The 6,433-nt window shown below is 46.3% G+C and carries 6 protein-coding genes and 1 tRNA gene; 4 read left to right on the forward strand and 3 right to left on the reverse strand.

Annotated elements, in window-relative coordinates; genetic code table 11:
* Positions 1-71: 71 nt before the first annotated feature.
* From QUB56_RS31365 to QUB56_RS31375, 3 genes are all read right to left on the reverse strand, one after another.
* On the reverse strand, positions 72-797 hold the full coding sequence (locus tag QUB56_RS31365) for a hypothetical protein (RefSeq protein WP_006631881.1): 726 nt from the start codon (positions 795-797) through the stop codon (positions 72-74).
* Between the two features lie 214 nt (positions 798-1,011).
* Positions 1,012-2,106, reverse strand: a complete 1,095-nt coding sequence (locus tag QUB56_RS31370) for an RNA-guided endonuclease TnpB family protein (protein WP_332960254.1) — start codon at positions 2,104-2,106, stop codon at positions 1,012-1,014.
* Between the two features lie 18 nt (positions 2,107-2,124).
* Positions 2,125-2,331, reverse strand: a complete 207-nt coding sequence (locus QUB56_RS31375; protein WP_332960255.1) for a hypothetical protein — start codon at positions 2,329-2,331, stop codon at positions 2,125-2,127.
* A 247-nt stretch (positions 2,332-2,578) separates the two neighbouring features.
* Between QUB56_RS31375 and QUB56_RS31380 the strand changes: the two genes are divergently transcribed.
* The 4 genes from QUB56_RS31380 (at position 2,579) to prmC (ending at position 6,222) form a co-directional block, all read left to right on the forward strand.
* The gene (locus QUB56_RS31380) at positions 2,579-3,130 is read left to right on the forward strand and encodes a GNAT family N-acetyltransferase (protein ID WP_006631880.1); all 552 of its coding nucleotides are present in this window, start codon (positions 2,579-2,581) and stop codon (positions 3,128-3,130) included.
* A 967-nt stretch (positions 3,131-4,097) separates the two neighbouring features.
* Positions 4,098-4,171, forward strand: a tRNA-Pro gene (locus QUB56_RS31385).
* Positions 4,172-4,333: 162 nt separating this feature from the next.
* Positions 4,334-5,182 (forward strand): Tic22 family protein, encoded by an 849-nt coding sequence (locus tag QUB56_RS31390; RefSeq protein WP_332960256.1) that lies wholly within the window; start codon positions 4,334-4,336, stop codon positions 5,180-5,182.
* 152 nt (positions 5,183-5,334) lie between these two features.
* Entirely contained in the window at positions 5,335-6,222 is an 888-nt protein-coding gene (gene prmC, locus QUB56_RS31395; RefSeq protein ID WP_332960257.1) for a peptide chain release factor N(5)-glutamine methyltransferase, read from the forward strand.
* Positions 6,223-6,433: the final 211 nt, after the last annotated feature.

Below are 6,433 nucleotides of genomic sequence, written 5' to 3' on the forward strand. Positions count from 1 at the left end.
AACAATCTTGCCGAGCTTTTCACCCCATGTCACTGGAAAACTTCTGAAAACTTAGGGATCGGCAGCTTGTCCTAAAACCGCTCGCCCAGCAATCTTTGTCGCACCCCCTCAGCGATTTTCTGCCCCAGATACTCGGGAATTAAACTTTCATTGGGCCCCAACAAGTAGAGAATCAGGCGAGTTCGCCCCCGCCAAACCAGCAAATTAGCATTTACCACCAACAAATCCTCTTGCCAGATGGCATACATAACTTTGTAAAAAAGTCCAGGTTGATTATCTGCTTCAATCAGCAGAGCTGGCAAGTGGAAAACCGGATCGACGTAGAATTCAGTTGCCACATCTTCCAAACCCGCGTCTAAATTAAATTCCACCGCCAACATCTCTTCAACCTCAAAATGCCCCGCCAAGGCCTCTCGAACTGCTCTACAGACGTTTTCTGCTGTTTTATCTGCCAGTACCTTGCCACCGCGAGATACGACCAATTTGATAAATACCAGCATGGGCGGGTAAATTTGACCGTACAGACTCAGACTGTGAATCGTGAGTCCGTAGGCCGCGAGCACTCCAAAAATATCGCTCAATAGAAAAGACTGGTTCCGGTAAGCAAAATGCAGGGCACTTTTGTTACCTTCGGCTCGGATTTCGATGACTGCTTGCCGAGTTTTGTAAAGCTGGTAAGCTAATTTGAGGTTTTGCAACTGGATTTCGCTGCTGACAAATTGCTCATAAAACTGCGGAAACGCTCGGTTAAAGCGCTTGAGGAGTTCTAGTGTAGATGGTTTTAAACCCGAAGCCATAATTGAGGGGAAGGTGCGGGAGCAGAGGAGCACAACTTAAGTCGAATCGTCAAATCGAAAATCCCATCGCCATAAGGCATGGAAGAGTAAATACCTAGTATATCTGCTCGATAAAACTTATCTAGACTTACCCAAAGTTATTCTTTGAGTAATTAGTGTTTACTTCCTACGCTGTTGGGTGGTCGGCCATCCCAAGATAAGTAGGCTATCCCCCTCAAGCCGAGGGTTGTTCGCAGTTTAAAATATTCAAACTGGCGTTTAAGTCACGGTCAATTGAGTGGCCACAAACAGGACAATCATAAGTTCTGAGATTCAGTGGCATATCTTTTTTGTTTCCACAGTTCGAGCAAGTCAAAGAACTAGGAAACCATTGGTCTATTAGCACTCTTCTTGCTCCATACATCTGACACTTGTAAGTCAGTTGGCGCTGGAATTCGTAAAATCCTAAGTCGGATATAGTTTCCGCCAGCTTATGGTTAGCCATCATCCCCAAGACATTCAAGTCTTCAATCTTAATCAGCTTAAAAGTCTTAGCCAAATAAGTCGTCAACTTATGCAGGAAATCTTTGCGGTGGGCGGATATTCGTGAATGAATTCGACTAATTTTATTGTAGGTTTTCCGCTGATTGTTAGAACCATTTACTTGTTTTGAGGCCTGACGTTGTAATATTGCTAGCTTGGTTTTCGCTCGCTTCAACGGTTTCGGCGCATCAAATACTTGATTGTTTGACAACGTAGCAAAAACTTTCACCCCTAGATCGATTCCTATCGAATCTTGAAGTTGCGGGATTGGCAAACGTTCTACATCAACACAGAAAGAGACAAACCAATGGCTTCCTTCTTTTGATAAGGTAAAGGTTTCAGAGACAAAACTACATTCCAGTGGTTCATGAAGTCGAAATGTCCCCAGTGTAGGAATTTTAATTGTGTTTCCAGCACTGAGTACAACTTTTCCGTTGGACGAATCTACAGTAAACGATTGCTTATTTCGACGACTTGCAAATGTGGGATGACCAGATTTTCCTGAGCGATATCTGCTAAACGCATCTTTTAAATCAATTAATGCGTTTTGATACACTCGGCTGGATAGTTGATTCATCCAAGCAAATTCAGGTTGTTTGTTGACGCGATTTGTCAAGACTTTTTTGACTTCGTCAATTACTTTTGAGTCCGAAAACTTACCTTCACTGTACATTTGAGTCCGAAGACTCAATCCCATGTTAAAGACAACCCGCCGAAATCCTGCGTGTTTTGCCATCAAGGTTGCTTCTCTATTATTCAATTTGAGGGCTAATTTGACAGAAAACATACAAACCTCTTTTGGCGATTAACTATGAACAAGTTTAACTAATTTTTTCGGGATTAAGTTGTACTCCTCAGTAAAAGCAGAAGCCAAATCTGTTGTGGAACGTATCACGCGAATGTCACCGTTGCGCCATTCCAGTGGTATTTCCCACCAAGGGTATAAGTTCCGGCGCGATCGGCGGCACTCAACAGAAGCAATGCCAAAAATGCCTCTGTCCTGGTTCGGCAACAAATTTTACCTTAAAAGCGGGTTGTCCGGGCACTGGCTAGCAGAACAGTTCTACCAAACTTGACGAGAATCAAAAAAGCGCAGACTCAATGTAGGACGACAAATCGGTGTTTTCGGCGTAAGATGAGTGTACCGTAAACTGTTCCTCAAGAGGCTACCGGCAATTCATCCCACACCGCTCGGAGTGGGTTTATCTGTCGGGTTCTCTTTCTCGTCGTCCAACTTCTACTACCTTAACCGCGCCTGCATGGGTTTTTGGAAAAACTTATTTAGTAGTTCTGAGTCTGCCTCTGTACCCCAAACAGCGGAATTTGAGGAAGATGTGGCTGTTGGGTTAGGCGATCCGCTTTCCCCAACGTTTCGCAAACCCGCCAGCGGCAACGCTCGCATCTTTTTCAGTTGCGATCGGGACATTGACCTCTACGAACTCGAAGAACTTTGTAATGCAGTGGGTTGGTCCCGCCGTCCCCTGCGTAAAGTCAAAAAAGCTATTCAGCACAGCTTTCTAGTCGTCTCTATGTGGGAGATGCGGGGCAGCCAGCGACGGCTGGTGGGTTTCGCCAGAGCGACTTCAGACCATGCTTTTAATGCCACGCTTTGGGATGTGGTAGTTCATCCTGATTACCAGGGCAAAGGCATGGGCAAGGCGCTGATGAAATACATCATTAAAAAACTCCGCAGTGAAGATATCAGCAACATTACCTTATTTGCTGACCCTCAGGTGGTGGATTTTTACCGCAATTTGGGCTTTATGTCCGATCCAGAGGGCATTAAAGGTATGTTTTGGTATCCAGATTAGGCTAGAGGTGCAGGTCGGCGTTGATTTGTTGAGGAAATACAATACAATATCGACGCTGCCAACACCGACTGCACCTGTGCGTTGCGGTATGTTAGGCACAGGATGTATCCCGGCTGCAGGGCAGTTATGAATCTGTGCAAGTATTGTCAGTCGATTTGAGATTTGAGACGGGGGCCAGACGGGGGCCAGCGCCAGCCGTCGAGCCGTCGAGTCACCCGAGCCGTCGAGTCGCCCGAGCCGTCGAACTATTTGAGATTTGAGATTTATATCGATTCGGGTTGCACCGTCCGTGATTGTTGACTGTTGAGAGTTGACTGTGTTGTTTGACTTCCAGGCTCTACCTGATAACGCAGAGAAAGGAGGCTGTGCCTCCAATTTTCCTGCGCAATTGAGGCTCTTCCTCGCTGATATCGCATAGGGAGGCTCGATCTCGGAACCAGTTCAATCTAAAATCTCAAATCTCAAATCTCAAATCGATTGACTGTTGACAAGCGAATTTCAAAGGTGGTACCCGCCACGTGATTTATCCGTGGAATCAATCCCAAATCGATTTTCGAAAATCCTCAAGAAAGAGCATTTATCTCGCGCAAGTCAATCTAAAATCTAAAATCTAAAATCTAAAATCGATTGACGGGCGGGTCAAAAAACTGAAAATTGCACGAATTATTTGTTGCGAGCTTGATTCAACTTTACGCCCGACTCTTGAAGCAAGGATTTGATCTCATTCGGGCCTGACTGCCAGAATTGATATTATTCCACAAATGAATCTGGGAGCTTGAACTAGGGTCTAAAATTGTGGGCAGCTCACCACAGGAGTACGTGGCACGGTATCCATTTTGGCGTGGGGTTAAACCGCACAACCTGAAAAAAACCTCGCCTTAGCGAAGTCCAGAGCTAAATATAAAAAAAAGCTTGACAAGCGATGGGTTTTGTGGGTTAATTGTTATAGGTCAGCTAACTATGACACCGGGATGTAGCGCAGCTTGGTAGCGCGCCTGCTTTGGGAGCAGGATGTCGCAGGTTCAAATCCTGTCATCCCGATCGCACAATGTTAAATAATAGATTGAGGCACAACCTGCCTCTGATTTTTACATTTGGTCAAAACATTTGGTCAAAATAAAAACAGAGGTAGTTTTTGCCGATCGTGTTAAGTCGCGAGTCTTTGCGTTAATGTGTTTCAGGATCGCTCCTGATGGAAAAAACATGAAATCATTAGTTCGTTTGGGCGCAATATTGGGAATTGTCGGCTGCACTCTGCTGGGCCCCTCCCCAATTGGCAAGATGTCTGCACTGGCACTGCCCGAGCCGCAAATTTTGGAAAAATTGCGCTCGGTGCCGGTATTTACGATTACAGACGCGACTGGTGCGCCCCTGATCGCTTCTGTTCCCAAGCAGGGTCAGGGTCAAACTGGTAATTCTTCGGTGGCGGGAATTTTCATCAGCCAGAAAGATGCTCAAGCTTTTGTCGATCAACTCAAAACCAAAAATCCTCAGTTGGCGGCGTCGGTGCGCGTGATGCCGGTGTCGCTGGGGGAAATTTATCAGATTTCTCAAGCAAATAAAGGCAAGCCGGAGGAGGTGCAATTTGCTTTCGTTCCGGCTCCGGTGCAGGTGCAGTCGGCTAAAACTGTACTTCAGCAGACTGGTCAACAAGTTAACGAGTTCAACGGTGTACCTCTGTTTTTGGCCAGAGGCGGCGCGGAAAATGGTTATTTGACGATTCAGCGGGGTCAGCAAGAGGTGATTCCCTTGTTTTTTAACAAGGAGGATTTGCAGGGAATGGTCGATCGTTTTAAGCAGCAGCAGCCGAACGTGACTACCACAATTAAGATTGAGGTGGTGAACTTGGAGAGCGTTTTGGAAGCTTTGCGCACTGAGAACGACCCGTTTTTGAGCCAAATGATTTTGATTCCGTCGCGGGAGTCGCTGGAATTTGTGCGATCGCTCCAACCTGCGGGCGCCGGGCAAAATCCACAGCTTGCTCCGAATCAAACTCCACCGGCTCCTGGCTCTGCAGCTCCAACTCCGAGTCAACCTCGACCGGCTCGCTAATAGTTAGCGATCGCTCATCAGTCATCAGTCATCAGTCTTTAGTTAGTAGGTTGGGTTTCTGGACTCAACCTACTATTTATCTATTCTAATTATCAATTAGAATTACCAATTGCCAATTAGTAGTTAGCAATTACCTGTTACTAAAAAGTCCTATGTTTGTTTCTGGTTTAGAGCTTTGGCAGTGGGTGAATCAAGCTAAGGCCCAGGCGAGAGCCTCTGACATTCCCCTAGCAGAAATTGACTGGCTGCTGCAAGAGCTGGCTGGTTTGGATAGGTTGGCTCTGCGTTTGGAGTCGTTTAAAGATTTGCCAAAAATTGAATTAAAGCTGTCTTTATCTGAACTTGGTCAATTGTGGCAGCGGCGCTTGCACGAACGGGTGCCGGTGCAGTATTTAACGGGAGTTGCACATTGGCGGCATTTTGCGCTCAAAGTAACGCCGGCGGTGCTAATTCCGCGCCCTGAAACGGAATTGCTGATCGATTTGGCTGTAGAAGCTGTTAAAAGCTATGGTGTCAATCCAAAATCGCATTGGGTGGATTTGGGGACTGGCAGCGGGGCGATCGCGATCGGCTTGGCTTGTGCGTTGACAAATGCTAGGGTTTATGCAGTAGATTGCAGTTCGGAAGCTTTGGCAGTTGCTCGACTGAATGCTGAGAATTTGGGTTTGGGATCGCGAATTAATTTTTATCAAGGTTTGTGGTGGGAGCCGTTAGCATTTCTCAAAGGTCAAGTCAGCGGTATGGTCTCTAACCCCCCTTACATCCCCAGCAGCACGGTGCTAACTCTGCAACCGGAAGTTTTCAAGCACGAACCTCATCTGGCCTTAGACGGCGGTTTTGACGGGTTAGAGTGCATCCGGCATTTGGTAGAAACGGCTCCCGATTATTTAGAATCCGGGGGAGTTTGGTTGGTGGAGATGATGGCGGGACAGGCTGAGGCGGTAGCTGATATGCTCGAAAGTCACGGGAGTTATGCCAAAGTTCAGATATTTTCGGATTTAGCAGGGATCGATCGATTTGCTTTAGCCTATCGGCGGTAGGGAGCAAGGCAAGCAAAGAGAGAATTTCTCGACTGTGCATACTTGCTTGATTTTGAGAGATTATAGTTGGGAAAGAAGTAAGAAGGTATTGTCATAATAAATGGAAGCATCATTTCTGACTTTTCCCAGTACCAATAGCTGGTAAAACTATAGTCATTTATTGCAATGACATGGGAGGCGTCAGCCCTCCCCTTTCTGTTTTACTTTGAGC

Source organism: Microcoleus sp. AR_TQ3_B6, assembly GCF_036702785.1.
Taxonomy (GTDB): domain Bacteria; phylum Cyanobacteriota; class Cyanobacteriia; order Cyanobacteriales; family Microcoleaceae; genus Microcoleus.

Excerpts from the sequence above, each read along its gene's own strand:
- QUB56_RS31365 (WP_006631881.1), bottom strand. The coding sequence starts at position 797 with ATGGCTTCGGGTTTAAAACCATCTACACTAGAACTCCTCAAGCGCTTT.
- QUB56_RS31370 (WP_332960254.1), bottom strand. The coding sequence starts at position 2,106 with ATGTTTTCTGTCAAATTAGCCCTCAAATTGAATAATAGAGAAGCAACC.
- QUB56_RS31380 (WP_006631880.1), top strand. The coding sequence starts at position 2,579 with ATGGGTTTTTGGAAAAACTTATTTAGTAGTTCTGAGTCTGCCTCTGTA.
- QUB56_RS31390 (WP_332960256.1), top strand. The coding sequence starts at position 4,334 with ATGAAATCATTAGTTCGTTTGGGCGCAATATTGGGAATTGTCGGCTGC.
- prmC (WP_332960257.1), top strand. The coding sequence starts at position 5,335 with ATGTTTGTTTCTGGTTTAGAGCTTTGGCAGTGGGTGAATCAAGCTAAG.